Origin of the sequence: Campylobacter sp. IFREMER_LSEM_CL2194 (assembly GCF_025771685.1) — a bacterium.
Classification (GTDB): domain Bacteria; phylum Campylobacterota; class Campylobacteria; order Campylobacterales; family Campylobacteraceae; genus Campylobacter_D.
In genome coordinates this window covers 44,661-69,834 of the sequence record NZ_JAKMQS010000009.1, presented here as the reverse complement: position 1 = coordinate 69,834, position 25,174 = coordinate 44,661, and the positions used below count along the sequence as shown (strand labels likewise).

Sequence of the window (25,174 nt, the reverse complement as noted above, 5' to 3'; positions counted from 1 at the left end):
CAAAAATTTATCAAAATATACGAAATATATACTTTTTAGGCTAAAGGTAACGAAAACGACATATCTGCTTAGCATGGTGTAGTGATTATTTTAAAAATTAGAGTATTTTATACGAAATATATACTTTTTTACATTAAAGGTAATGAAAATGGTATATCTGCTTAGCATGGAGTAGTGATTGTTTTAAAATGGGCTATTTTTTATAAATTTTAACCTATAAAACTCCAAAAAGAAAGCTTTAAAATACAACTTAAAATTTCCATTTTACTAAACTTTTTATCAAAACAAAAAAAGGTAAGATTTTTTGAAAAAATTAACTTGTATTTTTTTGGATATTTTTTTATAACTTTAATAAAATGAAGATATATTTTAAGAAAAAATGAGAGTATTTTTAAGCTAGTGATCCAACTAAAATAAATTTCATTTTTATAAAAAATAAAAAAGATAAAATCAGATTAATTTTTATTTTAATATCAATCATGATCACCTCTTTATAATTTAATAAAATATAAAAAGGATCATAGCTTAAGCTAATCGCTAGCTTAAAAATACTAAGTGATATAATTTTATAATAATTTTAAATTAAAATAATTTTTTTATATTTTTGATAAAAAGATTAAGATGTATATAAAATAATATTTGCTTAATCCTAAAAGCAAAAAACCGAAAAAGCTGAGAAACCATTATTTTACCAATACTAATAATTATAAAATTTCATATGTTTTAATGGTTTAACTAATTTTTAAGTCTTATGAATAAAACAAATAAATTAATGTATTTAGTTTATACTATCTTCTTTTAATAAAAAAAGAAATAGAGAATGAATTAGCAAATTGAATATAAAAAAGTAAAATGTATTTTTTATTTTATTCTTTTTTTAAATATTTTTATAAAAATGAATTTCTTTTTTAGATTATAGGAGTATTAAAAATTAATTTTTGAGAAAAAAACCGCTACCAAAACCGCTCCCTGAGTTTTTTAAAAATTTTAGAAAGTAGCTTCAAAGCATGGTGGTGCGGATGAAAGGACTTGAACCTTCACGCATTGCTGCACCAGATCCTAAGTCTGGCGTGTCTGCCAATTTCACCACATCCGCAAAAGTGGTACGCTCAAGAGGATTCGAACCTCTGACCTACGGCTTAGAAGGCCGTTGCTCTATCCAGCTGAGCTATGAGCGCATAAAAATAAAAGTAACAATAGGCTTATGGTGCGCCCGATAGGAATCGAACCCATAACCTACAGATCCGAAGTCTGTCGCTCTATCCAGTTGAGCTACGAGCGCTGATGGGGTGAGTGATGGGAATCGAACCCACGACCCTCAGGACCACAATCTGATGCTCTAACCGACTGAGCTACACTCACCATTTATAAAAATGGTCGGGGTGAAAGGATTCGAACCTTCGGCCCCTTGGTCCCAAACCAAGTGCGCTAACCAGACTGCGCTACACCCCGATGTACAAAAATAAAGCGTTATTCTACATAAAAAAATATTAAAAGTCAAGATAAAAAAATATTTAGCATAAAAAATGCTAAATATTTTAAGAATTATTTGTTTGTTTTTTTTGCGAAATGATGTTTAAAATTTCTACTATCAAAGAAAAAGCCATAGCTGTATAAATATATGCTTTATCTATATGGATATCAAAACTTTCACATACTAAAACAAAGCCTATCATTACTAAAAATGCCAAAGCTAAGATTTTAATACTTGGATATTTTTCCACAAAATCTGCAATTGGTTTAGAAGCAAAAAGCATAACTAAAACTGCAACAATAACAGCAATAATCATAATCTCTATATCTTGAGCAATGCCCACAGCAGTAATAACACTATCAAGAGAAAATACTATGTCTATCACGGCTATTTCAGCTACTACAACCCAAAGTTTATTGCTAATTTTTATATTGCTTTGACTTTCCTCTTGGTGCATTATACTTTCTTTAATTTCCTTAATAGACTTAACTATTAAAAACAAACCTCCAAGCAAAAGCACCAAATCTCTACCCGAAATTTCATTACCCAACACACTAAATAAAGGTGTGACAAGTTTCATTACCCAAAACAAAGACAATAACAATAAAATTCTAGTAATCATCGCAAAAGCAAGACCTAAAATTCTACCTTTATCTCTATGTTCTGGTGGTAATTTAGAAACTAAAATCGCTAGAAAAATGATATTATCAATCCCTAGTACAATCTCCAAAGCTGTAAGAGTAAGTAATACCACCCAAGCATCTACACTAAAAATCCATTCAAACATTTACTTTCCTTAAACAAAAAAGCGTAATTATAATGATGAAAAATTAATCATTTTCAAAAATTTTTACAATGGTTTCAGGTAAAAGTATATGTTCGAGCTGGTGAATTTTATCTTCAAACTCTTCAAAGCTTAGTTTGGCTTTTTCAAATGCCTTTTGCGCAATGATTTTACCACCATCAAGCTCTTCATTAACCCAATGCACGCTAATGCCTGCTACTTTCATATCACTTTCATAGCTTTCTTTGATAGCATGAGCACCTTTAAATAAAGGAAGCAAAGAAGGATGAAGATTAATAGCTTTTATATTTTGAGTGAAAACAGGACTTAAAATTCGCATAAATCCTGCTAGGATAGTCAAATCTACTTGACTTTCTTTTATAATTTTTACTAATTCTGCATCAAATTCTTCTCTTGAAGTAAATTTTTCATGTTCTATGATTTTAGTTTCAAGACCATATTTTAAAGCTCTTTGTATGCCATAAGCTTCTTTTTTATTACATACACACAAAACTACTTCAAAGGTATTTTTACCAAAAGTTTTTTTATGTAATTTTTTTAAAATATTTTCCAAATTACTTCCATTACCACTAAATAAAACTGCTAATTTTATAAGCATTTTAACCCCTTTATTAATTTTAAAGCATCAAAACTAATTTTATTTTTCTTATAATTTTTAGCCACCAAAGCATGAGCTAATACTGCATTTTTTGCAGCTTCTAAAGCATTAAATTTAGCCCCAAGTAAAGCTACTATCATACCACTTAGCACATCCCCACTTCCACCTTTTGCCAAAGCCTCATTACCACAATTTACTACAAAAAGTTTTTCTTTTTGAGTGATGATGGGGTTAGCCCCTTTTAACACCAAAGCACATTGGAATTTAGAACTAAATTTTCTTGCATAAAAAAAGCGTTTGTTTTGAATTTCTTCTACACTTACATCCTCATTAAAACAAAGTTTTAAAAGCATAGAAAACTCTTTAGGATGAGGAGTTAAAACAACATCTTCTCTATCAAGGTATGAAAGTAAATTTTCACTTTGGAAGCAATTTGCATCTAAGACTAAAGGAATATTTTTTAATCTTTCATCTTTTAAAATACTTAAATCATCAAGTCCCATACCTATAGCAGCTGCATTTATTTTGCCTTCAATATCATCTTTTAGCATAATCAAAGGCGAAAAGCTTTCTTTGGCCACTAAAGATACAAGCCCCGCTCCAAACTCTAAAGCACCAAGTCCAGCTAAAGTACCTGCACTTTTATTGGCAAAAATACAAACATGACCAAAATCACCTTTATTTGAGTTAGCCTTTTTTGTAATGAGTTTTAAATCTTTTTTTTCTAGTAAAAAACTTGAAGTATTTTGCATATAAGGTTTTAAACCCAAATTTGCAATTTTAATTTTACCTACAAATTCTTTTGCAAAATCTTCTAATAAAATTTCTTTAATTACCCCCATGCAAAGAGTATAATCAGCCTTAAAACATAGCTCTTGTCCAAGCCCGCTAGGAATATCACAAGCTATTTTTAAAGCCTTACTTTTAGCAATTTTTTTAAAAATTCTTTGCAAATTTTCATCTAAAGCTTTATTTAAACCACTTCCAAAAACACAATCAACTATAATGTCAAAATCTTTAAATTTAGGTTCTTTTTTTAAAAAATTAAAACCTATATTTTTTAAAATTTGCTCTTGCTTGGTAAACACTGTACTTTTTTTATATGGTACAGTATAAGCAAAAGCTTTTTTTAAGTGTCTAATGGCCACAAGTCCATCAGCTCCATTTCCACCAGTACCAAGCAAAAATAAAATTTTGGCATTTTTTATGTTTTTACTTTTTTTCTTAATCAAATTTGCAAGCTCTATGCCTGCATTTTCCATCATTAAAAACTCATCCAAACCTTTTTCAATAAGCTCTTTTTCATAAGAAATATTATCTTTAAACACTACTTTCATCGTCCATCTCACATTTTATAAGCTTTTGGGTTTTAGCGCCTAGCTCTTTAAGCTTTATCACTCTTGAAGCAATATTTCCACTTCCATGAGTAAGCTTTGTTTGCATATTATCTACATTTGTGTTTAATCTTTTGATGTTTTCTTTGATTTTTTCAAAATCATCTAAAACACCTGCAAATTTATCATGAAATTTGCCAAGCTCATCAAAAGCTTTTAGGATATTTTCATTACTTTGTATGTTTTTCCATGAAATATTTATCGTATTTAGTGCCATAAAAAGAGTGTTTGGTGTGGTTAAATAAACCTTTTTTTTATAAGCGTATTGATAAATTTCAAGATCTACATTTAAAATCAAATCTAAGATATTTTGATAAGGTATAAAAAGCAAAACAAATTCATAAGTGTGTTTGTCATACTGCATATAAGGCTTTTTGGCTAACTCATCAATTCTTGATTTTAGATTATAAGCTAAATCAAGACAGGTATTTTGACTAATATCTTCAAAAGCAAAATCACTTGGCAAAGAAAATTTTGCATCTATGATTATACTTTTTTGTTTATCTAAAAATACTACCGCATCAGGAATATAGGTTTTACCCTCATCTTGAAATCTCTCTTGCAATTTATACTGCACGCCCTCTACTAAACCACTATTTTCTAAAACTGATTTTAGTTGCAATTCTGCAAAATTACCACGAATTTTTTTATCACCCTTTAAAATTTTAGCTAGCTTATCTGCATTTTCTGTCATATTTTGACTAAATTTAAACATATTATCAATATGAGTTTTAAGACTAACTTCATTTGAATTTAGTCTTTCATTGTATTCTTTAACGCTTTTTTTCACAGGCAAGAAAATTTCTTCTAATATTTTTTTTGTATCTTCATTAAGCATAAGTTTGTTTTGGCTTAAAATATTAGCATTTTGTTTTTGCAAATTTTGTTCTAATTCTTGTTTTAATTCTACTAAGCTTTGCTTGTATTTTTCTTCTAGTTTTATCAAAGTTTGAGTATATTCTTCTTTTAAATTCGCACGCTCTTTTAAATGTATATTTAAAAGTTCTTGCTGGGTTTGTTCTTTTTGAGCTAATTTTGCTTCTAAAGCCTCATTTTTAGATAAATATAATATTTTTTCATCTAAAAGTTTGGAATTTTTTTCTATAAGTGTAGTTTTTTCAAGCTCTAAATTAGTAAGTTGATTTTGTAAGGCTATATTACTTTGGTTTAAAAACTCCAATTTTGCTTTTTCTTTTTGGCTTTTAAACACATACCATATAAAAGCTAAAATTACAACAACTAAAAAGGCTATCAAGATATTTTCCATTTTTAAGCCTTTGTTTTTTCAATAAGAAAATAAATATTTTTTTCATTACCTTCTTTAAATTGTTTCATTTGTGGTAAAAACTCTTTTACTAAAGCTCTAAAATTTTTAAAACCAAAATTTTGAGGGATAAAATTTGCGTGTTTTCTATTCATATTGGTGCGAATTTGAGCATATTCAGCACGGCCTTTTTCTTCTATTAAGGCTTCTGTGATATTGATTAAATCTTTGATATATTCTTTAGTGCTTAATATTTTTTCTTTAGATTCATCTTGATCTAAATAAAAAAATTCACTAAAAGAATTCACATAAGATTTTACAGCTTGTTTTAAACCCATACCTATAACTTGCTTTTTGCCTTCTTTAAGTCTTTGGATTAAACTAGTATAATCGCTATCGCTTGAAACAATGACAAAAATATCAATATCTTTTTCATAAAAAAAACTCATAATCTCAGTGATTAAATACATATCACTTGAGTTTTTATTAGCTATAAAATTAAATTGTTGCATAGCAATGATAGAATATTGTGCGATTTGTTCTTTCCAATTTTGTATATTTTTTTGTGTCCAATCTCCATAAATTCGTTTTATAACAATTTCTCCATAATCAGAAGCGATATCAAAAATAGATTTTGCATATTTTGAAGGAATATTTTCTGCATCAATAAAGATCGCCACGCTTTTGTTATCCATTTTTTCTCCTATGTAGTTCTCATTCTAAAACTTAATGCTTTTAAAATATGAGTTTTTAAAATCAACTCGCTTTGCTCTAAATCTGCAATAGTTCTTGCTACTTTTATGGTTTTATTTACCCCTCTTTGAGAAAGATTATATGAATTTATAGCCTTTTGTAAAATTTCATTCGCAGTAGAATCTAAAATACAAAATTGCTTCAGTTGTTCATCATTTAATTTAGCATTAAATTCTTCTTGTTTTCTTTGCTTTTGAAATAAAAATCCTTTAAAAACCATTTCACTCATTTGTTCAGAGCTTAAACTTGTTTTATCTTCATGTGAAATCTCATCCATAGCTACATAAAGATCAATCCTATCTAAAATAGGAGATGAAATTTTATTTTTATATTTTTTAATTTCTATCTCTTGGCAACGACATACAAGACTTTTAGAAAATAAATTTCCACAAGGACAAGGATTTTGCGCACAAGCAAATAAAAATTTAGTTTCATAAATCACTTTGGTATTAACTCTTGAAATAAGAATTTTAAAATCCTCTAGCGGCTCTCTTAAACTTTCTATGATTTGTTTTGAAAAATGAGGAAACTCATCAAAAAACAAAACCCCTCCATTTGCAAGTGCTATTTCTCCTATCTTGGCATTTTTAGTTCCTCCACCAAAAATACTAGCCCTAGTGCTTGTATGATGAGGACTTCTAAAAACCCTACTAGCACTAAAATCATCATCTAAAGAGTTTAATGACTTATAGGCATTTTGGGCTAAAATTTCTTTCAAACTTTGTGGTGGCATGATGAAAGGAAGTCTTTTAGCACACATACTTTTACCACTACCTGGACTACCTTCAAATAAAATATTATGCATACCCAAAGCTGCTATTATACAAGCAAATTTAGCATTTTCTTGACCCTTAACTTCTTTAAAATCATAAGGATAAATAGAATTTTTTATATATTTTTGATTATTAATTTCTATGGCATTTTCAAACAAAGGATGAGCATTATTTATATGATAATTCTCATAATTTTTTTCTTTAAAAAAATCCATAGCTTGGGCTAAATTTTCCAAAGCATAGATTGTTAAGTTAGGTATCATCGAAGCTTTTTGTGCTATAGCTTTTGGTACTACTACTTTGGCATTTTGTACTTTTGCACTTAAAAAAAGTAAGATAGAAAATAAACTAGCAGTGCTTTTAATACTTCCATCTAAACCAAGTTCTCCAAAAACAAAAAAGTCATCTAAATTTTCTTTTTGAAATAAAATCAAAATCGCAATAGCCAAATCAAAATGAGAGCCATTTTTAGGGATATCTGATGGACTAAGATTGATAGTGATTTTTTGAGCTGGGAAATTGAAATTTTGACTTAGTAAAGTTGCCTTAACTCTTTCTGTGCTTTCTTTGATGGTAGAATTTGCAAGACCCACTATACTAAAACCTGGCAAACCTCTTGTGAAAGTTGATTCTACATCGATAATATCAAGCTCTGTAGAAAAACTTGCACATTTTAGTTTTTTCATTTGGTCTTTTTGGATTTTTTCTTAAAGTCTTTATCAAATTTTTGGCGTTTTAAAAAAGAAAGTTTTTCTATAAATAAATGCCCATCAAGATGATCAACTTCATGTTGAATAGCCACTGCTAAAAAATCATGTGCTTGCAAACTTTGTGGCTTGCCAAATCTATCTTGATAATCAAGTTGTATATTTTTATAGCGCATTACATCTTCATAAAAACCTGGTATGCTTAAACAACCCTCGTTACAAGAAATTTTTTCATCATCTAAAGGTGTTATAATAGGATTAATAATTTCTAAAAGAGTTTGCTTATTTTCTTTTTGCTCACCTTCTTCATCACCAATATCTACAAGCAAAGCTCTAATTGGCACATCAACTTGAATAGCAGCCAAGCCTACGCCCTTATTAGCTATCATTGTTTCATACATATCATCTAGAAGTATATGTAAATCTTTATCAAAATTTTCTACTTTTTTTGACTCTAAAAATAATCTTGGATTAGGATAGGTAATTATCTTTCTTATCATTTTTCTTTTTCCACTATTATAAAGGGTTCTAAATTTTTTCCTGAATCTTTTAAAGCTTCAATACATTTTTCTATTAATTCTTCACCCTTGCTATCTTGATTAACAGCACTTATAGCCACTTCAACATCTACATCTATTTCTTTATCTGCTAGGAAAAAATTTGAATTTTCTAAAGATTCTAAAATTTTATTACATATTTCTTGTGCTTTTTCTAAATTTGTATGAGAAATCATCATAGCAAAAATATTGTTTCCACAATGGGCTACTACATCGCTTGAAGAGACATTTTTACTAAAAATTCTACACACACCTTTTAAAAAAGCATTTTTTTCTTTTTGAGTATAAGTTTGCTCAAGAATTTCTTCTTTTACTCTAAAAAATATTAAGGAAGTATGATAATTATATTTTGCATTACTTTCAATGCTTTTTTCTAAATTTTCTAAAAAATATTTTTTATTATAAACTCCAAATTTAGAGTCAAAATCACTTTGCTCTTCTATATGTTTATAAGTTTGTCTAACCTCATCAAAACTTTCTTTAATCTCATCTGAATATTTATCTAAAATACTAGAAAATCTTGAAAGATCTGCTTCAAGAGCGTGAATTACATTAGAAACAGCTAAATTTCCTGTACTAATAGCAAGTTCTGAATTACGTCTTCTTAACATATCTTTAACTGTTTCAAGATGTCTATAAATCATAGCAATGTATTGCAATAATGCCGAAGTAGAACTAAAACTTTTTTTGATTTCTTGTTCTATATTTGCACGTTTGATACCATCATCGTTTTGCTCAAATTCCATAATCTCGCTAACTTTTTTCTTAAAAGCTACCGGACGTTCTTCAAGCATTTTTTGAAAATAAACTCCATAATTAGTTGGTGTTGGAGGTACATTATCTTTTACAAGCTCAGTCAAAATAGACTTTGCAAATTTTTCAAATTCACCTCCACTAATTTTTTGAATTTTTGGAGCTTCTTTGGCTGGAGTTGGATCGCTACTTAAATTTAAATCAGCAAATAAATCATCATCTAACATTGCTATGCTTTTCCTTATTTAAAACTTTTTTCCAAAACCTTATCGATTAAGCCATATTCCTTAGCTTCTACAGCACTCATAAAAAAGTCTCTATCAGTGTCTTTTTCTATTTTAGAGAGTTTTTGTTTGGTGTTTTTAGCCAAAATATCATTTAAAATCGCTTTTAATCTTAGAATTTCTTTTGCTTGAATTTCTATATCAGTTGCTTGCCCTCTTGCTCCACCTAATGGTTGATGGATCATAATTCTTGAATTTGGCAGAGCAAATCTTTTCCCTGGAGCACCACAACTAAGCAAAAATGCACCCATTGAAGCAGCTTGACCAATACAAATAGTACTTACATCAGCTTTAATATAATTCATCGTATCATAAATACTAAATCCACTGGTTACAACCCCACCTGGTGAGTTAATATAAAGATAAATATCTTTTTGAGGATCTTCAGCCTCTAAAAACAAAAGCTGAGCTACAATAGAAGCAGCAAGATCATCATTGATCTCGCCACTTAACATGATAATTCTATCTTTTAAAAGTCTTGAATAAATATCATAACTTCTTTCGCCCCTGCTTGTTTTTTCAACCACATAAGGTATGTATGAGCTCATTATTTTTCACTTTCTTTTTCAGTTTTCTTTTTGTCATTTTTTTTGAAAATATCAGCAAAAAGTTTTTCTTCGATTAAAGACATTTTAATAGCAGGCAATGCACCTTGTTTTTTGTAATTATCTAAATGTTCTTGCGGGTTAAAACCATATCTATAAGCTTCAAAATAAATCGCTTGGATTAATTCTTGATCGCTTACTGTAACATTTCTAAGTTTTGCTAGCTCGTCTATAATGAAAGTTAATTTTACGCTTTTTTGTGCATCTTCTTTAAAACTTTCTCTTTTTTCTTTATATTTAGCCTCATCTTTAAATTCTTTTAATTCTTCTTCGCTTAAAGTTCTCAAAGAGCTTCTAAATTGCATATCTGTTTCTTGCTCTACTATATTTCTTGGTAAAACAAAGTCAAACTTAGCTACCAAAGCTTCTGCAAATTGATTTTTAAGCTCATCGTTGATAAGTTTAAAGATTTTTTCATTTTTTAGTTGTTCTTTTAATTTTGCATCTAATTTTTCAACACTTGGTTCTTTTTCTTCAGGTAACAAGCTTTTTAAAAGCTCTTCATTTAACTCAGGTAATTTAAGTTCTTGAATTTCGTGAATTTTTACTTTAAATACCGCATCTTTTCCTGCTAAATGCGCTGCGCCATATTCTTTTGGAAAAGTTACATTAATATCTTTTTCCTCACCTGCTTTTAAACCAATCATACCTTCTTCAAATCCTGGTATGAATTGTTTTGAACCAATTTCTAAAACATAATTTTGAGCTTTTCCGCCATCAAATGCTTTACCATCAACAAAACCTTCAAAATCAAATTTAGCAAAATCGCCTTCTTTTAAAGCTCTTGCTTCTTTAATCGCTTCAGGAGTAGCAAATCTTTTTAATAATTCTTCTTTTTTTGCATCAATTTCTTTTTGAGTTACTTTTGGTGTATTATAAGTTGGAATTAGTTCTTCATATCCATCTAATTTTACTTCTGGTCTAAAAGATAATACCATTTGAGCCTCAATAGCACCATCTTTTCTATCAAATTTTTCAAAATATGGCTCACCTACTAAATCTTTAGCCTCTTTTTTAATTTCTTTTAAAGCACCATCTACAGCATTTCTTAAAAGATCTTGCTCCGCATCTCTTGTAAGCTCTTTTTCATATCTTTTAAGTATAGCAGCAACAGGAACTTTTCCTGCTCTAAAACCATCCATTTTCATAGTTTTAGACGCTTTTTTAGCTAATTTTTCAACTTCTGCTTTAATAGCTCCTTGAGCAATTTTCACAGTAGCATTTGCATTTGCAAAATCAATTAGTTTTGCTGTAACTTCCATAATGTTTTCCCTTTTTAAATAAAATTTTTTGATAATATACCAAAATTTTCCTTATCACTTTATATAAAAATAAAAATATGTTAAAATTTTAATTTTTGATGGAGAAAAAATGCAAGAAAAATTTGAACAATCAGTAAAAAATATGTTAGAAATTATCGGGGAAAATCCACAAAGAGAAGGACTTTTAAAAACTCCTACTAGAGTTTTTAAGGCTTTTGAATTTTTAAATAGCGGTTATAAACAAGATCCAAAACAAATACTAAATGATGCTTTATTTGAAAGTTCAAACAATGAAATGGTTTTGGTAAGAGATATAGAATTTTATAGTCTTTGTGAACATCATCTTTTGCCTTTTTTTGGGCGCGTGCATGTTGCGTATATACCAGATAAAAAAGTCGTAGGACTTAGTAAAATTCCACGCCTTGTAGAAGTTTTTGCAAGACGCTTACAAATTCAAGAACAACTCACAGAGCAAATCGCAGAAGCACTAATGGAACATGTAGGTGCAAAAGGCGTTGGGGTAGTTATTGAAGCAAGACATATGTGTGTTGAAATGAGGGGGGTGCAAAAGGCAAATTCTACTACTAGCACTTCAGCATTAAGAGGTAGCTTTTTAAAAAGTGAAAAAACAAGAAAAGAATTTTTTACCTTAATTAACTCAGCAAAACAGGTTAGGTTTTAATGGGTTTAGAAAAACTTCGCAGCAAAATTGCTTCACAAAATCTTGCTAGTGTTTTTGGACAAATTACTAAAATTTCAAGCACTAGTATAGAAATAAATGGTTTAAAAACTAGCATAGGTGATATTATTAAAATAGTTTCTAGTGAAGATGAGAATAAAGAAGCTATGGCTATGGTAGTAGAAGTAGATGAAAATTTAAGCTATTTGAGTCCTTTTGGTTTTGTGGAAGGTTTTAAAATAGGTGATCGTGCTTTTATTAACGATGCGGGTATGCAAATAGGGGTTAGTGATGAACTTTTGGGAAGAGTAGTTGATCCTTTTATGCGACCAAAAGATGGTAAAGGACCTATTGAGGCAAGTAAATTTATGCCTATTATGCGTGCACCTATTGATGCGATGAAGCGAGGTTTGATAGAAGAAGTTTTTCCAGTAGGTGTTAAAACAATAGATGCACTTTTAACTTGTGGGGTAGGACAAAAGCTTGGGATTTTTGCAGGAAGTGGGGTTGGCAAATCAACCCTTATGGGCATGATAGTAAAAAATTCCAAAGCTCCCATTAAAGTCATAGCTTTAATCGGTGAGCGCGGTAGAGAAATTCCTGAATTTATACAAAAAAATCTTGGTGGTAAACTTGATGATACTGTCATCATCGTTGCAACAAGTGATGATAGTGCGCTGATGAGAAAATACGGAGCATTTTGCGCTATGAGTGTGGCTGAGTATTTTAAAGAACAAGGTAAAGATGTATTATTTATCATGGATAGTGTAACGCGTTTTGCTATGGCTCAAAGAGAAATAGGCCTAGCTCTAGGTGAACCACCTACGACAAAAGGCTATCCACCAAGCGTTTTAAGTCTTTTACCTCAGCTTATGGAGCGCGCAGGAAAAGAAGAAGGTAAAGGCACTATAACAGCTTTTTTTACCGTGTTAGTTGATGGAGATGATATGAGTGATCCAATAGCTGATCAAAGCAGATCAATACTTGATGGGCATATAGTGCTTAGTCGCGAACTTACTGACTTTGGAATTTATCCACCTATAAATATACAAAATTCAGCCTCAAGGGTTATGGGTGATATTATTAGTGATGAACACAAACTAGCTGCTAGAAAATTTAAACGTTTAAATTCTTTACTTAAAGAAAATGAGGTTTTACTTAGAATTGGTGCTTATCAAAAAGGCACTGATAAAGAACTTGATCAGGCTATCGCTAAAAAAGACTTTATGCAACAATTTCTTAGTCAAAATCCTGAAGAAAGTTTTGAATTTGAAGATACTATCAATATGCTAAAAATGATTGATACACAATAATTGGAATGATTTTTGCTTTTTCATGATAAAAAGTCATGAAAAAAGGATGGATCATGTCAAATATAGCTTTTTTAGATCATCAACAAAGCTTGGGTTTAAAATACACCGATATTTGTCAAAATATCTTTGAAAGAGAAATTTTTACACATATGTTTTTAGAGTGTATAAGCTATCTTTTATTAGAAAATAAAGCTAAATTAAAATACTTAAAAATTATTAATTCAAAAGAAGAATTTATCGTTGAATTTAAAATCAACAATCAAAAAAAATCATTTATTATCAATGATAAAAAAATACTAAATGCAGAATTTAGTGCAAAAAGAATAACTCAAGATGAGTATGAAAGAGAAATCGCTAGAATTTATCAAATAGAAAGATATTTAAAAACACAAAGCAATCTTCAAAATTTTTCTAGCGAAATTAACACTACCATGAAAAATCTTTTTAAAGATATGGATGAGTTTAAAAACTATATCGATATGCTTGAAGCAAAAGAAAACACTCACAATCACTACTTATCAAAAATTTATAATATAGCTTAATATTAACCAAACTTTGCCGATAATACTACTAATCCAAACAAAAGGAGTATGTTATGGGCGAAGTTACTAACAACCAAGCAAGTTTAATGCTTAACATTGCAACTACTATGATGAAAAAAACCATAGAAGCCAATGAAAATGCAGTAATGCAAGTACTTGAAGGCGTAAATGCAAACCCTGCTCCAACTACTACTCCTAGCACTAGTTCAGGATTGCTTGACATTTACGCTTAATTTTTCTCTTCGATTCAAAAATTTTGGCATAGCTTTTGCTTTTTTAAGGCTAAGCAATATTTTTGAAGAGAAGAGTTATGTTTGTAAATTCTAATGTCAATCCGTATCAGAATTTTGCAAATTATCCTTTTGCAAAGACTGGACACGCGGAAGAAAAAAAAGAAAATACCAATATTAAAAGTGATTTACTCGATATAAAAGGTTCTAATTTAGATTATGAAGTAAGCTATGCAAGCGAGTTTGGTTTTAGAATCAATGAGCAAGGTTTTTTTGAAAAAGATCTTAATAAAACGGCTGCTTTGCCTCTTGATTATGATATTAATATAAAAAGCATAAGAGAAATTTCAAAACAACTTATAAAGCTTGATGAAAATTTAAACTATAACAAAATAGACTTACCAAGACTTTTAAACACTTATCATAATACACTAAAAACCATCAATCATGAATTTCAAAAAAATGATAATAGTTTTTTAAGTAAAGCACAAATTTCAGAATTAAATCAAGGTTATAGCTATACTTATGAAGGAAAAATTTTAAAAGTTTATGAAAATGCCAAAAGTTTACAAAATGCAAAAGAAGCAAATAAAAATCTAAATACCTTAATGCTTGATAACAAAATAGGAGACTTTGCATTCAATGCGAGCATTGAAAACACGGCTAGTAATCCTATCATAAGACCTTATCTAAACCGACAAGGCGAAGTTTCTAAAAGTGGATTATTGCTTAATTATATTTATCATGATTTAAAAGAACAAAATAATCAAAAGGCTAATTTCTTTTTAACTCCTATTGAGTTAGATATGTCTTCTAATGTAAATTTTCAAAAACTCATGAGAGGTCAAATGAGTATGCAAGATTATCTAAGTGAAAGCAATAAAGAAAAAATGAGTTTTGATTTATATTTATATATCAATGGAGTAGATAAAAACAACACCACAGAAGATAAACTTTCAGTTTTCTTTCAACAATACATTAACTATCAACACAGTATCAACATGCAAGAATTTGCTAATTCAAGTTCTATTTATAGTCTTTATAGTGAGCAAATTAGCAAAGATTTTGAAGCTTTAAAAAAAGAGTTTAATCAAAATGATTCTAATATCGATCTTGAAAAAATTAATACTCAAAAAGAACTTTTAGACACTCAATTTTTAGAAAATCGCAAAAGACAAGCAAGCATTAATAAAATTTTACACTCATATTTAAATGCAATGGCTTAACTTGTGCTAAAATAATAAAAAATTTTACACAAGTTAAATCCATTTAGTTTAATGTTAAATTTAACATTTTAGTGTATATTAACAAAAAAGATAAAAATTATCCTAATTAAAGGAGTGTAATTTTGAAAGTATATTTAGATAATAATGCAACAACACAACTTGCACCAGAAGCTTATGAGCTTATGAAACCTTTTTTAAAAGAACATTATGGTAATCCAAACAGCCTTCATCAATGGGGTAGTGCAACTCACCCTGCTTTAAAAGAAGCTATGGATAAACTTTATGCAGGACTTGGGGCAAGCGATTTAGATGACATCATTATCACTTCCTGTGCCACAGAGAGTATCAACTGGGTATTAAAAGGTGTGTATTTTGATAGAATTTTAAATAGCGATAGAAATGAAGTAATTATTTCTAGTGTAGAACATCCTGCAGTAGCAGCTAGCGCTATGTTTTTAAAATCTTTAGGAGTAAAAGTCATAGAACTTGGCGTTGATCATGAGGGTGTTTCTAGTGTAAAAGATTTAAAAGAAGCTATTTCAGATAAAACTGCCCTAGTAAGCATTATGTGGGCAAATAATGAAACTGGTATGATTTTTCCTATAGAAGAAATGGCTCAGATTGCTCATGAATATGGAGCATTATTTCATACTGATGCAACTCAAGCTGTTGGGAAAATCAAGGTTAATTTTGCAAAAGCTGGAGTTGATTTTGCTTCATTTTCTGCACATAAATTCCATGGTCCAAAAGGTGTAGGTGGACTTTATATTAAAAAAGATATAGAATTAACTCCACTTTTACATGGTGGTGAGCATATGGGTGGTAGAAGAAGCGGAACTTTAAATGTACCATATATTATAGCAATGGCAGAAGCTTTAAGAATTGCAAATACTATGCTTGATTTTGAAAACTCACACATTAGAAGATTAAGAGATAAATTAGAAGATTTAATTTTAGCTATGCCTGATACAAGTGTAGTTGGAGATAGATCAAGAAGGGTTCCTAATACCATCTTAGCAAGTATTAAAGGTGTAGAAGGCGAGGCTATGCTTTGGGATTTAAACAAAAATGGTATAGCAGCAAGCACTGGTTCAGCCTGTGCTAGCGAAGCACTTGAGAGCAATCCTATCATGGAAGCAATTGGTGCTGAAAATGATTTAGCTCATACTGCCCTAAGACTTTCTTTATCAAGATTTAACACAGAAGATGAAATTGATTATGCAGCAGAGCAAATAAAAAAAGCAACGCAAAGACTTAGAGCAATCTCAAGTACTTATGCATATAAGCCTGAAAATATTTAAAGGATAAAAAATGGCAAAGAATAATTTAATTGGCGGATCAATTTGGGATGAGTATTCTCAAAAAGTACAAGATAGAATGAATAACCCTCAACATATGGGCGAATTTACACAAGAAGATGCACAAAAAGCAAATGCAAAACTTATTGTTGCAGATTTTGGAGCTGAAAGCTGTGGCGATGCGGTTAGGCTTTATTGGTTAGTGGATGAAAAAACTGATAAAATCATTGATGCTAAATTTAAAAGCTTTGGCTGTGGTACAGCAATAGCAAGTAGTGATACTATGGTTGATCTTTGTATAGGTAAAACTGTAGATGAGGCTGTAAAAATTACAAATTTAGATGTTGAATTTGCTATGAGAGATAACCCTGAAACTCCTGCAGTTCCACCGCAAAAAATGCACTGTTCAGTTATGGCTTATGATGTTATCAAACAAGCTGCGGCGCATTATAAAGGTGTTAATCCTGAGGATTTTGAAGATCAAATCATAGTTTGTGAGTGTGCTAGAGTAAGCCTTGGAACCATTAAAGAAGTAATTAAACTAAATGATTTACATACAGTAGAAGAAATAACGCAATTTACCAAAGCAGGTGCTTTTTGTAAATCTTGTGTTAAGCCTGGAGGACATGAGAAAAAAGATTATTATCTTGTAGATATTTTAGCTGAAACTAGGGCTGAAATGGAAAGAGAAAAGCTAAAAGATCAAAGTAAAACAGATATTGCTTTTGATGATATGACCATGGTTAAACAACTAAAAGCAGTAGAGGCTGTTTTAGATAGCGATGTGCGTCCTATGCTACATGGTGATGGTGGAGATTTAGAAGTAATTGATATCCAAAAAAGTGACAATAAAAATATAGATATATATATACGTTATCTTGGAGCATGTAGCGGCTGTTCAAGTGGGAGTGGTGCAACCTTATATGCTATAGAAAATATCTTACAAGAAGAACTTAGTCCAAATATACGCGTTATACCTGTTTAAGCAGTTTTTCTGCTTAAACTTTAAATTTCAAGCCTTTTTATGTTAAAATAACACGTTAATAAAAATTTAAAAAGGCTATTTATGCAAAGACTTCAAACCTTTGTTAAAAGTGAAACTTTTCCTGGTGTTTTACTAATATTTTTTACCGTACTTGCACTCATTTTACAAAATAGTTCTTTAACGGATCAATATACTAACTTTTTAAATATTCCTTTTGGCTTTCAAGCTGGAAGTTTAGAAATTTTCAAACCTTTACTTTTATGGATTAATGATGGACTTATTGCAATCTTTTTCTTTGCCATAGGACTTGAATTAAAATATGAAGTAACAAGAGGGCAACTCAATAGTATAAAGGCTATGTCTTTACCTGTATTTGCTGCACTTGGCGGTATGATAGTGCCTGCTTTGATTTTTGCGTTTTTTAACTATAAGGATCCTTTTGCTTTGCAAGGTTGGGCTATACCAACGGCTACTGATGTAGCTTTTGCGGTTGGTATTTTAATGCTTTTAGGCAAAAGAGTACCTACTTCTTTAAAATTATTCTTACTTTCTTTAGCTATTTTTGATGATTTAGGCGCGATTATTGTAATTGCTTTATTTTATACAAGCGAACTTTCAGTTTTTGCTATGATTGCTGCTTTGGTGTGTATTCTAGCGCTTTATTTGCTAAATCACTTCCATGTTACCAAAAAATCTTTTTATATCATCATAGCTATAGTATTTTGGATAAGCATGTTAAAAAGTGGGGTGCATGCAACTTTGGCAGGTGTGATTACTGCTTTATTTATACCACTTCAAACAAAAAGTGGTGAGTCTTTTTTAAAAGAAATAGAACACGACTTAGCACCTTGGGTGAGTTATTTCATCTTGCCTATTTTTGCTTTTGCAAATGCGGGAGTTGATTTAAAAGATATGGATCCAAGCTTTATGTTTTCTTCGGTTAGCTTAGGTATTATTTTAGGATTATTTTTGGGAAAACAAATTGGAGTATTTTTATTTTCATATATTAGTATAAAACTAGGACTAGCAAAACTTCCACAAAATGTTAATTTCAAACAACTTTACGGGGTTTGTATACTCACAGGTATAGGTTTTACTATGAGCTTTTTTATAGATGGCCTAGCTTATCAAAATAGTGATATTTTTGCATATTCAGACAAACTTGCAATTTTAGTAGCTTCATTATTAAGCGCTATAGTTGGATATGTTTACTTAAAACTTATTTATAGTTTTAAAAAATGAAATTAAGAAGTTTCCAAAACTTTTTATCACTTGAAATTTTAGGAGGATTGTTGCTTTTATTAGCAACGATCTTTGCCTTGCTACTTAAAAATAGTCCTTATGGACAACACTATATGGATTTTTTAAGTGTAGAAATAGGTGTAAAAGTAGGTGCTTGGGAACTTTTTAAGCCTTCTTTATTGTGGATTAATGATGGTCTTATTGCAATCTTTTTCTTTGCCATAGGACTTGAATTAAAAAAAGAATTTGTTCAAGGAGAGTTTAAAACTCTTAGTAATATTACCCTACCCTTAATGGCTGCTATAGGCGGTATAGTTGTGCCTGCTTTGATATTTTGTGCTATCAATTTTAACGATGCTTATGTTTTAAAAGGTTGGGCTATACCTACTGCAACTGATACTGCATTTGCCCTAGTTATACTCGCAATGCTAAAACAACGCATACCAAGTTCTTTAAAAATATTCTTAGTGTCTTTAGCGATTTTTGATGATGTAGGAGCTATTTTAATCATTGCGATTTTTTATACAGGAGAGCTTTCAACTTTAGCCTTTTTTGTTGCCTTTTGCTGCATTGTAGGTCTATTTTTACTTAATCGCTTAGGTAATGAAAGAAAATCATTTTATTATATACTTGGAGCATTACTTTGGCTTAGTGTATTAAAAAGTGGAGTGCATGCAACTTTAGCAGGCATCATCACAGCTTTATTTATACCTGTATATACAAAAAACAACCATGCTTTATTAGAAGAAATCGAGCATGGTTTAAAATTTTGGATAGCTTTTATAATACTACCACTTTTTGCTTTTGCCAATGCAGGGGTTGATCTTTCAAAAATTGAAGTACATATGCTATTTAGCGGTGTAAGTATAGGGATTTTCTTAGGCTTGTTTGTTGGAAAACAACTAGGTGTATTTGGCTTTGCTTATATGGCAATTAAATTTAAACTTGCAAAACTGCCAAAAGATGCAAATCTTAAACAACTCTATGGAGTTTGCATACTCACAGGTATAGGTTTTACCATGAGCTTTTTTATAGACGCCCTTGCCTATGAAGTAAGTGATATATTTAATTTTGTGGATAATTTTGCTATTTTACTAGCTTCCTTAGCTTCAGGTGTATTTGGCTATTTTTATCTGCGCTTTGTAAAATAATTAAGTTTTTTTTAAATTAAATAAGATATAATTTCATTTCTTATTTAATATTTGGCCCATTCGTCTAGCGGTTAGGACATCGCCCTTTCACGGCGGTAACACGAGTTCGAGTCTCGTATGGGTCACCACTTTTTAAATTCTAATTACAAAAATATCAAAAATAGCAATTTTCCATAACTAAGCTTAATTTACAACCAATACATCAAATAAATATTCTAAAAGTAAAAAATATAAATAAATTTACCTACTAACAAGCTTGTAAGATTTTATGAAAATACTATGGATAATAAGGCTTATCCTTTAAGAATTTATAAGATAGAATTTTAACTTTCTTTATTTTCTCCATCTTTAAAAGAAAATATAGGCAAACTTAAACCATAATATATCGCCAAAAGTCTTGCTATGGTTCCTACAATCAATGAAGCAAGAATTACCCATAACTCATCTACGCCCAAAATATACAATATATAATACAAAGCCCCTGTTAATATAGCAACACCCGCATAAATTTCTTTTTGAAATACAAGTGGTATCCTAGCACACAATATATCTCTTAATATCCCACCAAATACACCAGTAATTACAGCTGAACTCACAGCCACTATAAAACCATACCCCATTTGTATTGCAATTTGTGCACCTAAAACACTAAAAACAACCAAACCTATAGCATCTAAAATCAAAAAAAGTTTTTCAAGCCTTATAACATATTTGGCAATTTTTGTTGTAATCATAGCTGCAACACAAATTAAAATCACATACTCAGGAGTTTTAATCCAAGTTAGCGGATGATGATCAAGCAAAATATCTCTAATAGAACCTCCGCCAATAGCTGTTACCAAAGCTATAAATATCACTCCAAAAAGATCCATTTTATGTCTTCCCGCAGCAATAGCTCCTGTCATTGCATCAACAGTAATTCCGATAATATAAAGTATAGTTAAAAGCATAATGAGTTTTCAAAAAACCCTTGTTAAAACAAGGGTTAATTTTTACTTACGATATCAATGATATTTTGAGCTACTTTTTTAGCAATAGGATCAACAAATTCAGCAGGAGAGGTAAATCCTACACAAGAGCAGTTAATCTCACCTAAAACATATTTATCTTTACCATTTTCATCTGTATCTAAGATAAAATCAGCGGTCCAAATCAAAGGAATATCATAATTTCCAAGTTTTGAACGAATTTCAGGTAAGGTTGCTAAAAACCAATCAACCAATCCTTGCCAATCTTTTGGCTCATCATATCTATATTTTGCACCTGAAAAAAGTGTTGCAGAGAATGCATCAGCACCTTCTGCAGGCTTTTTATGCACAACATAAATTGGAGTATGATAAAGCATTAAAATTCTAATTTCACCTTCTTTAATACGCGGTAAGAAAGTCATATCTACAAGCATACCATTATCACCTATAATGTATTGCTCACAAAAATCCATAAACTCACCAAGCTCTCTTTCTTCTGTGTGATTATCTTTTGCTTCTGTGCATTTGATTTTTGCATTTAATGGCACACTTGTCGTCCCCGCTGGTAGCTCATCTATCAATCTCACACGCCAAATTCCCTCACCCGTTGAACCACGATTTTGTTTTAAAACCCTCTCACCCTTTGCTAAAGTTTTTGGAAAACTTTCTTTAAAAGTTTTGATATCATAATACGCATAAGTATCTTCAGGTACTAAAGCCGTTTTATTAAGCTTGGTAAGCGCATCTTTAGCGCCATATCCTATCATCGCATCAGGATGAGGCATACCTATAACACCATTTGCACAAAGTTTTCTAAGCATATCAAAATACTCGTTTTCTTCTTTTAAATTTCCAGGATTAATTCTAGAAACATAAGCATCGGCATTGTTTTTTACATATTCATAAATTTCATCTTTCTTTTCAACTTCAAAAAAGATAACCTCAGCATTCCAACCTTGTTCTTTTAAGGCATTTACCATAGGCATAGTATCTTTTCTATGGCCATCTTCACCTTTATCGCTACCACCTCTAACTTCAAAAAACACAATATTTTTTTTCATATTTCTCCCTTTTTAAAGATATTTTATCATCATATCTAAATAAGTATTAAATTTTTATTTGTTTTTTCCATAAACTCGTTGTAAATTTTGCAAATTTGAGCTTGCATTTAAAAGCAAAGCATCAGCCATGCAAATTGCTACCATAGCATTTACCACAACACTGCCTCTTATACCCACACAAGGATCATGTCTGCCTTTTAACTCATGTATAACATTTTCTCCTTGAGTATTTTGCGTTTGTTGGGGTAAAAATATAGAAGGAGTTGGCTTAAAATATGTTTTTATATCGATAAAGTCCCCATTAGAAATTCCGCCTAAGATCCCACCGCTATGATTGCTTAAAAACACCCCATCTTTTAGTTCATCATTATTTTGACTTCCATATATATAACTACTTTGAAAACCACTTCCTATTTCTATAGCCTTAACCGCATTTACTCCCATAATTGCATGAGCAAGTTTAGAATCAAGCTTATCATACAAAGGCTCGCCTAAGCCTTTGATAGGGTTTTTCACTCTAGTAAAAACTCTAGCACCTATGCTGTTTTTTGCCTTTTTAGCTTTTAAAATTTCATCTTTAAAACTTTGCTCTAAATTTTTATCTAAAGCATAAACTTCACTATTTTTAGCATAATCAAAATCAAACTCATCATTACTAAGTTTGCTATCAATATTTCCTATTCCAAAAACCCCGCTCATTATCTCTATATCAAATTCTTTTAAAAGCATTTGTGCCACAGCACCTGCTACTGCTCTTGCTACACTTTCTCTAGCACTAGCTCTTCCACCGCCTCTATAATCTCTAATGCCATATTTATGATAATAAGTAAAATCAGCATGTGCAGGACGAAATACATCTTTTTCATAATCTTTTGAGCGTGTATTTTCATTATACACCAAAACACTTATAGGAGTTCCTGTTGTATAACCCTCAAAAACCCCACTTAAAACTTGAGCTTTATCTTCTTCTTTTCTAGGAGTGCTAAATTTATTTTGACCTGGCTTTCTTTTATCTAGCATTTCTTGTAAAAAATCAAAATCAAACTTCACCCCTGCTGGCATACCATCTATCACACAACCTATAGCTTGACCATGAGATTCGCCAAAGCTTGTAAATTTAAATCTTACTCCAAAGCTATTCATAGTTTTCCTAATTTCTCAAGTGCGATTTTAGCACATTGTTGTTGGGCTTCTTTTTTACTACCTGCTATAGATCTTGCTACTTCTATACCTTGAATTTTTACTGCGATTTCAAATTGCTTTTTATGATCAGGCCCAAAAGCCTTTACTACAATATACTCAGGTGTGCCTGCCATATTTGCCTGCGTAATTTCTTGAAGTCTTGTTTTATAGTCTTTAAACAAACTTTGTGTATCAATATGCGGATAAACTTCATTAAGCAAATTTAATGCTATATTTTTAGTTTTTTCAAAACCTATTTCTAAATACAAAGCCCCCATTAGTGCTTCAAAAGCATCAGAAAGTATGGAAGGTTTATTGCGTCCATCGTTATTTTCTTCTGCAATAGACATAAAAACACATGCTCCAAGATCAAGTTTTTGCGCTAAAGTTGCAAAAGATTTTTCATTCACCAAAGCCGCTCTAAGTTTAGAAAGATTTCCTTCTGAGTCTTTTTGAAATTTAAAAAACAAAAACTCCCCTACTACTAAATCCATCACAGCATCGCCTAAAAACTCTAATCTTTCGTTATTATAAGGCTTTTTGTAACTTTTATGCGTCAAAGCTTCGATGAGTAATTGCTCATTTTTAAAATGATAATTTAATCTTTCTTGGAGTTTTTTAAGCATTTATTGACCTTTCTTCTTGGAGCTTTAAGGCTGCATTTCTTGCTAGCTCATCACAACGCTCATTTAATTCATGGCCATTGTGCGCTTTGATCCAAAAAGCAGTTATTTTATGATCTTTAGCTACATTTAAATACTCTTTCCAAAGATCAATATTTTTTTTACCCTTAAAATCTTTTTTTACCCAACCTTCAAGCCATTCATTAATACTTTGTACCATTAAATTTGAATCTGTGTATAACTTTACCTCACATGGTTCTTTTAAAGCTTTTAAAGCCTCTATAATAGCCATTAATTCCATGCGGTTGTTTGTTGTATTCTCACACGCCCCACTTTGTTCTTTTTGATGATTTTTATAAGTTAAAACATAAGCCCACCCTCCAAAGCCAGGGTTGTTTAAACACGAGCCGTCTGTATAAATTTCAATATTTTTCAAGCTTTTACCTCATAATAAATCTCGCATTTTCCAAATTCATAACAAAATGGACAATGATAAAAAAACAAAGGACTTTGATTTTTACAATTATTACACACATAAGTAAAGCTAAGATTTGCACTTAGCTTATTATCGTTTAAAATTTTTAAAATTTTTAGTTTATGATTTTTGATAGGAATAGCTTTTGTGATTAATTTTTTTGCATAAAAAAACTCATGGTATTTTTCATCTTCAAGATTAAGCGGACTTTTGCATTCATTAAGCAAATCAATGACATTTTCAAATTGAGGCATTTGAGTAAGTTTATCTTTATAATGCAAAAAGCAAAGTCTTAAAATATACTCATTATCCTTACTCAAAGCTAAAATTTCTTTTAGTTTTTGTTCTTGCTCTTTAGAACTTGCTTGAATTTTTAAAGCTTTTATCAAGGCTTTTTCTGCATATATATTTTCTCCTAGCTCAAACAAACACTCTAAAACATCTAAAACCTTGTCATAATCTTTGAGTTTTAAATAAACAATTTTTAAAAGTTTTAAGCTTTCTTTATTGCGTGCTTTAATTTTTAAGGCATTTAACAAAGCTTCTACACTACGCTCTAAAAATCCTGCTTTTAGATAAACTTGTGCTAGTGAAAAAAAGATAAATTCTTTTTGGCTTGCTTCATTTGCTTTTTGCAAAGCTATGAGATAAATCCCCACAGCTTTTTCAAATTCACCACTTTTGGTAAAAATTTGAGCTAAGAAATTTAAATTTTCTATGCTTAAATTGGCATTTTTTAAAATTTGTTGGTGTGTGGAATTAATTTCAAATTTTTTTACAAAACGATCAAGTTTGCTTTTTTGGTCTTTACTTGCAAAAATACGCCATATATAATGTGAGCTAGCTATGATAAAAACCAAAGCAGTTAAAACAATAAGACCAAATAAAGGATCGCGGTATTCTACAAAGAAAAAATCCATAACCTTACAACTTAATTTTCAAATTTATAACAATTATAGCTAAATGCTTA

General features: G+C 30.3%; 25 protein-coding genes and 6 tRNA genes. 10 read left to right on the top strand and 21 right to left on the bottom strand.

What is annotated here, in order from left to right; genetic code table 11:
- Positions 1–1,011: 1,011 nt before the first annotated feature.
- From L8V79_RS06005 to tig, 15 genes are all read right to left on the bottom strand, one after another.
- A tRNA-Leu gene (locus L8V79_RS06005) sits at positions 1,012–1,096 on the bottom strand.
- A gap of 5 nt (positions 1,097–1,101) precedes the next feature.
- Positions 1,102–1,178, bottom strand: a tRNA-Arg gene (locus L8V79_RS06000).
- Between the two features lie 27 nt (positions 1,179–1,205).
- Positions 1,206–1,282 (bottom strand) — tRNA-Arg (locus L8V79_RS05995).
- A gap of 3 nt (positions 1,283–1,285) precedes the next feature.
- Positions 1,286–1,362, bottom strand: a tRNA-His gene (locus L8V79_RS05990).
- Positions 1,363–1,374: 12 nt separating this feature from the next.
- A tRNA-Pro gene (locus L8V79_RS05985) sits at positions 1,375–1,452 on the bottom strand.
- Positions 1,453–1,538: 86 nt separating this feature from the next.
- Positions 1,539–2,261, bottom strand: a complete 723-nt coding sequence (locus L8V79_RS05980) for a TerC family protein (protein ID WP_074692914.1) — start codon at positions 2,259–2,261, stop codon at positions 1,539–1,541.
- 43 nt (positions 2,262–2,304) lie between these two features.
- Positions 2,305–2,877 carry a phosphoribosylglycinamide formyltransferase gene (gene purN / locus L8V79_RS05975; RefSeq protein ID WP_263702877.1) on the bottom strand — a complete coding sequence of 191 codons (573 nt, stop codon included), beginning with the start codon at positions 2,875–2,877 and terminating at the stop codon, positions 2,305–2,307.
- Positions 2,868–4,214 (bottom strand): NAD(P)H-hydrate dehydratase, encoded by a 1,347-nt coding sequence (locus L8V79_RS05970; protein ID WP_263702875.1) that lies wholly within the window; start codon positions 4,212–4,214, stop codon positions 2,868–2,870. Before L8V79_RS05970 ends, purN begins: the two co-directional genes overlap by 10 nt.
- Positions 4,198–5,538 (bottom strand): DNA recombination protein RmuC, encoded by a 1,341-nt coding sequence (gene rmuC / locus L8V79_RS05965; protein WP_263702873.1) that lies wholly within the window; start codon positions 5,536–5,538, stop codon positions 4,198–4,200. Before rmuC ends, L8V79_RS05970 begins: the two co-directional genes overlap by 17 nt.
- Before the next feature lie 2 nt (positions 5,539–5,540).
- Entirely contained in the window at positions 5,541–6,230 is a 690-nt protein-coding gene (locus tag L8V79_RS05960; protein ID WP_039619378.1) for an NYN domain-containing protein, read from the bottom strand.
- Positions 6,231–6,238: 8 nt separating this feature from the next.
- Positions 6,239–7,747, bottom strand: a complete 1,509-nt coding sequence (locus tag L8V79_RS05955; RefSeq protein WP_263702871.1) for a YifB family Mg chelatase-like AAA ATPase — start codon at positions 7,745–7,747, stop codon at positions 6,239–6,241.
- Positions 7,744–8,268, bottom strand: coding sequence for a peptide deformylase (def, locus tag L8V79_RS05950; protein ID WP_263702869.1), 525 nt, complete (start codon positions 8,266–8,268; stop codon positions 7,744–7,746). The genes L8V79_RS05955 and def overlap by 4 nt, the downstream gene beginning before the upstream one ends.
- Positions 8,265–9,305: a GGDEF domain-containing protein gene (locus L8V79_RS05945; RefSeq protein ID WP_263702867.1), complete on the bottom strand. Its 1,041-nt coding sequence runs from the start codon at positions 9,303–9,305 to the stop codon at positions 8,265–8,267. The genes def and L8V79_RS05945 overlap by 4 nt, the downstream gene beginning before the upstream one ends.
- A 14-nt stretch (positions 9,306–9,319) precedes the next feature.
- Positions 9,320–9,910: an ATP-dependent Clp endopeptidase proteolytic subunit ClpP gene (gene clpP, locus L8V79_RS05940; protein WP_087699173.1), complete on the bottom strand. Its 591-nt coding sequence runs from the start codon at positions 9,908–9,910 to the stop codon at positions 9,320–9,322.
- Positions 9,910–11,229 carry a trigger factor gene (gene tig / locus L8V79_RS05935; RefSeq protein ID WP_263702865.1) on the bottom strand — a complete coding sequence of 440 codons (1,320 nt, stop codon included), beginning with the start codon at positions 11,227–11,229 and terminating at the stop codon, positions 9,910–9,912. Before tig ends, clpP begins: the two co-directional genes overlap by 1 nt.
- A 109-nt stretch (positions 11,230–11,338) precedes the next feature.
- Between tig and folE the strand changes: the two genes are divergently transcribed.
- The 10 genes from folE to L8V79_RS05885 all read left to right on the top strand — a co-directional run bounded on the left by folE (position 11,339) and on the right by L8V79_RS05885 (position 20,023).
- Positions 11,339–11,911 carry a GTP cyclohydrolase I FolE gene (folE, locus tag L8V79_RS05930; protein WP_012662169.1) on the top strand — a complete coding sequence of 191 codons (573 nt, stop codon included), beginning with the start codon at positions 11,339–11,341 and terminating at the stop codon, positions 11,909–11,911.
- Entirely contained in the window at positions 11,911–13,221 is a 1,311-nt protein-coding gene (gene fliI, locus L8V79_RS05925) for a flagellar protein export ATPase FliI (protein WP_263702863.1), read from the top strand. Before folE ends, fliI begins: the two co-directional genes overlap by 1 nt.
- A 53-nt stretch (positions 13,222–13,274) precedes the next feature.
- Entirely contained in the window at positions 13,275–13,763 is a 489-nt protein-coding gene (locus L8V79_RS05920; RefSeq protein WP_263664075.1) for a hypothetical protein, read from the top strand.
- Between the two features lie 53 nt (positions 13,764–13,816).
- Positions 13,817–13,996 (top strand): putative motility protein, encoded by a 180-nt coding sequence (locus L8V79_RS05915; protein WP_039619394.1) that lies wholly within the window; start codon positions 13,817–13,819, stop codon positions 13,994–13,996.
- A 77-nt stretch (positions 13,997–14,073) separates the two neighbouring features.
- Positions 14,074–15,219: a hypothetical protein gene (locus L8V79_RS05910; protein WP_263683141.1), complete on the top strand. Its 1,146-nt coding sequence runs from the start codon at positions 14,074–14,076 to the stop codon at positions 15,217–15,219.
- A gap of 122 nt (positions 15,220–15,341) precedes the next feature.
- Positions 15,342–16,520, top strand: a complete 1,179-nt coding sequence (locus tag L8V79_RS05905; protein WP_115646283.1) for a NifS family cysteine desulfurase — start codon at positions 15,342–15,344, stop codon at positions 16,518–16,520.
- A gap of 10 nt (positions 16,521–16,530) precedes the next feature.
- On the top strand, positions 16,531–17,502 hold the full coding sequence (locus L8V79_RS05900) for an iron-sulfur cluster assembly scaffold protein (protein ID WP_087685319.1): 972 nt from the start codon (positions 16,531–16,533) through the stop codon (positions 17,500–17,502).
- Positions 17,503–17,583: 81 nt separating this feature from the next.
- Complete coding sequence (gene nhaA / locus L8V79_RS05895) at positions 17,584–18,744, top strand: Na+/H+ antiporter NhaA (protein WP_263679575.1); 1,161 nt, start codon at positions 17,584–17,586, stop codon at positions 18,742–18,744.
- Positions 18,741–19,895 carry a Na+/H+ antiporter NhaA gene (gene nhaA / locus L8V79_RS05890; RefSeq protein WP_263702860.1) on the top strand — a complete coding sequence of 385 codons (1,155 nt, stop codon included), beginning with the start codon at positions 18,741–18,743 and terminating at the stop codon, positions 19,893–19,895. The genes nhaA (L8V79_RS05895) and nhaA (L8V79_RS05890) overlap by 4 nt, the downstream gene beginning before the upstream one ends.
- A gap of 53 nt (positions 19,896–19,948) precedes the next feature.
- Positions 19,949–20,023, top strand: a tRNA-Glu gene (locus tag L8V79_RS05885).
- Positions 20,024–20,218: 195 nt separating this feature from the next.
- Here the strand turns inward: L8V79_RS05885 and L8V79_RS05880 are convergent.
- The 6 genes from L8V79_RS05880 to L8V79_RS05855 are packed head-to-tail and all read right to left on the bottom strand — an operon-like array spanning position 20,219 to position 25,124.
- Positions 20,219–20,845 carry a trimeric intracellular cation channel family protein gene (locus L8V79_RS05880; RefSeq protein WP_039629140.1) on the bottom strand — a complete coding sequence of 209 codons (627 nt, stop codon included), beginning with the start codon at positions 20,843–20,845 and terminating at the stop codon, positions 20,219–20,221.
- 35 nt (positions 20,846–20,880) lie between these two features.
- Positions 20,881–21,924 (bottom strand): Cj0069 family protein, encoded by a 1,044-nt coding sequence (locus L8V79_RS05875; protein WP_263702859.1) that lies wholly within the window; start codon positions 21,922–21,924, stop codon positions 20,881–20,883.
- Between the two features lie 54 nt (positions 21,925–21,978).
- Positions 21,979–23,067: a chorismate synthase gene (gene aroC, locus L8V79_RS05870; protein WP_263702858.1), complete on the bottom strand. Its 1,089-nt coding sequence runs from the start codon at positions 23,065–23,067 to the stop codon at positions 21,979–21,981.
- Positions 23,064–23,732 carry a ribonuclease III gene (rnc, locus tag L8V79_RS05865; RefSeq protein WP_263702857.1) on the bottom strand — a complete coding sequence of 223 codons (669 nt, stop codon included), beginning with the start codon at positions 23,730–23,732 and terminating at the stop codon, positions 23,064–23,066. Before rnc ends, aroC begins: the two co-directional genes overlap by 4 nt.
- Complete coding sequence (rnhA, locus tag L8V79_RS05860) at positions 23,725–24,165, bottom strand: ribonuclease HI (RefSeq protein ID WP_039668930.1); 441 nt, start codon at positions 24,163–24,165, stop codon at positions 23,725–23,727. Before rnhA ends, rnc begins: the two co-directional genes overlap by 8 nt.
- The gene (locus L8V79_RS05855) at positions 24,162–25,124 is read right to left on the bottom strand and encodes a hypothetical protein (RefSeq protein ID WP_263702856.1); all 963 of its coding nucleotides are present in this window, start codon (positions 25,122–25,124) and stop codon (positions 24,162–24,164) included. The genes rnhA and L8V79_RS05855 overlap by 4 nt, the downstream gene beginning before the upstream one ends.
- Positions 25,125–25,174 lie beyond the last annotated feature (50 nt).